Genomic DNA, 2,489 nt, shown 5'->3' with positions numbered 1-2,489 from the left:
CCCCGCTCCCGCTCCCGCTCCCGGCCCCGCTCCCGCTCCCGCTCCCGGTCCCGCTCCCGGCCCCGGCCCGGGAGCCGGATTTCCGATGTCGGGGCGGGATCGCAGGGTGGGCCGAGTCCTGGCTGTCGGGCGGGGTCGTCACATCGCGGACCGGGCGAGGTGGAACAGGCCGGTGCGCATCCGCTGTCCGCCGGGTTCGGGCGGGAGTGCGGCCACGTGGTCGGCTGCCGGGGCGGCGAGGGTCCGTTCGGCGTGGGCGGTGTGGCCGAGGTCAGGTGCGGTGGCGAGCGGGATCGCCACGTGGCGGTGCCGGAACCGGTGGCTCCGATCCTGTACGGGGCGCCGGGAGTGGCGGTCCCGGACATCCGGATCAGCGCCGGATGCTCCGGCAGGTGGACACCGGCCGGTGCGTCATCTGCTCGCGCGTCTGCGAGCAGTGCGGCCACCCGGTTCGCGTCGCCGGGAACCGTCTGTGCCGAGGCTGTCGCGTTCTGGCGGAGCGCGAGGCCGCGAAGACGCCGTGTCCGCGCTGCGGCAGACCCGGACTTCTGCGTGACTCGACTGGCTGATGCGGCTCGTGCTCCCGGCCCCGCCGGCAGAAGCAGCCGCCGCGGGCCTGCCGCGAGTGCGGCCAACTGCGTCGACATGCCGGCCTGGGACTGTGCTCTCCGTGCTGGCAACGACACCCCTGGCGGCCGTTCATTCGCGGGCGAGAACCTGCGCGACCGACTCGCCGATCCGCCCGGCTGGCTCGGCGACTTCGTCGCCCATGTCGCCGCCCGGCACTCATCGCCCGGGCCTGCAGCTTCATCACCGAGCTGGGTGACTCCTGCAGGACGAGCTCCCCGACGCGCCCCATGCCATGCCGGAAAGGTCCCGCGACCTTGGCCGTTCCATGGGCACCTTCGCCCGCACCCTTGAGGACTTCTTCACCACTCACGGCCTGGCCCTGCCCACCGACCAGGCCGAGCGACTTGCCGCGGGACGGGCAAGCGCCGCGTCCCACGCCGTCCCCGAACCCCTCCGTTTCGCTGTCGCCGCCTTCGACATCGCGCGGATGCGGGCCCAGGACCGGGCCCGGCGGGCCGGCACCCGCCCCGCAGCAACCTCACCTCGGAGGCCGCGCTCGCCACCATGTGTGACCTGGCCGTGTTCCTCGCAGGTCAGCGCGGCGAGGGCGACTGGGCCCTGGTCGACGTCCACGACGTCGAAGCGTTCCTGGCCACGCTGCCCAAGGGCCGCAAGCGCCGGCTGACCGTGCTGCGGCAGTTCTTCGGCTTCGCCCGCTTGCAACACCTGGTCCTCGTCGATCCGACCCGCGGACTGACCGTGAAGGAGACCAACGGCTACCGGGGCCGAACCCTCACGCTCGACCAGCAGCGCGATCTGTTCCGCCGGTGGATCTGCGACGACGCCCACCCCCACGAGACCCTGCTCGGCATGCTCGCCCTGCTGCACGGCGCCTCCATCGCCGAGGTCCGCATACTGCAGGTCCACGACATCGACCCAGCGGCGCGAACGGTGCGGCTCGGGAAACGACCGCACCCGGTCCCGCTCGACCCGGCGTCTTGGACGGTGCTGCAACGGTGCCTTGCCCACCGTGAGGCTTGGTCGACGGAGAACCCCCACGTCATGGTCACCAAGGGGGCGAAGGTCGGCCGAAGTCCGGCTTCAACTGCGTACCTGTCACACGTTCTTGACGAGTGCGGTTACCCACCCCGAATGGTCCGCGGCACCCGCCTGGTCGACCTCGTCAACACCATGGATCCCAAGCTCGTCGCCGCGGCCTTCGGCATGGACCCGCAGGCCGCCCTCATCTATCCGGCTGACCGTGTCGACCCCGGACGCATGCCAGCCGACACAAACTCCAGTGCCGGATGACCGTCGGGCGTCTACCCTCTGTTGGAAGCCTCCGACCGGCACCACCTGCCGACGAAGCGAGCGATCATGGCTGATCAGACGAGCCCTCGGCGACTGTATTCATGGGGACGCTCCCGGTTCCAGAGCCAGCCCGCTCCAGTCGTTTGGGCCGGCTGTGTACTTCGGGCCGCGAGTCGGAACCTCGGGGACTTCCCAGAAGTCGACGACGCTCTGCTGCTGGCCCAGACCGAAGAGCGGTGGCCGCAGGCCCGCGACGTGTTCGACCGACTGCGGCGGCGAAACCTGGATCAAAACGCGCCGCTGAACGAGGACCAGGCCCTGCTGTTCACCCTCGCTGAGCTGGTTGCCAAGGTCGCCCACAACGCTGCAGGCGTGCAGCCTCCGTTCGACCATGACTCGGGATGGCACATCGGGCCCGTCGCCCACCGGCTCATGTCAGCAACAGACGACCCCGGGCTTCAGGCCGAGCTCACAACAGCTCTCGGCGGACGGCCAGAGGACATCTGACTGGGCGTTCCGTCCCCGGGTCTGAGGTCAGGTCCACGTCGCGGCCGGGCGGTTCGGCTACCTGGCGCTGCCGGCCGTCCTGGTGATCTGGCCCCGGCTGG

At 71.0% G+C, this 2,489-nt stretch carries 3 protein-coding genes; 2 read left to right on the top strand and 1 reads right to left on the bottom strand.

Annotation, left to right across the window (positions count from 1 at the left end; all coding sequences use genetic code 11):
- Positions 1-138: 138 nt before the first annotated feature.
- On the bottom strand, positions 139-300 hold the full coding sequence (locus ABZ641_RS32960) for a hypothetical protein (RefSeq protein WP_359987822.1): 162 nt from the start codon (positions 298-300) through the stop codon (positions 139-141).
- An 834-nt stretch (positions 301-1,134) separates the two neighbouring features.
- Between ABZ641_RS32960 and ABZ641_RS32955 the strand changes: the two genes are divergently transcribed.
- Positions 1,135-1,881, top strand: a complete 747-nt coding sequence (locus ABZ641_RS32955) for a hypothetical protein (protein WP_359987819.1) — start codon at positions 1,135-1,137, stop codon at positions 1,879-1,881.
- A gap of 255 nt (positions 1,882-2,136) precedes the next feature.
- Entirely contained in the window at positions 2,137-2,388 is a 252-nt protein-coding gene (locus ABZ641_RS32950) for a hypothetical protein (protein WP_359987816.1), read from the top strand.
- Positions 2,389-2,489 lie beyond the last annotated feature (101 nt).

This window comes from Kitasatospora sp. NPDC007106, from assembly GCF_040634455.1.
In the GTDB taxonomy this organism is placed as follows: Bacteria; Actinomycetota; Actinomycetes; order Streptomycetales; family Streptomycetaceae; genus Kitasatospora; species Kitasatospora arboriphila.
The sequence above is the reverse complement of the archived record's forward strand: the minus strand, read 5'-3'. Positions and strand labels throughout refer to the sequence as shown.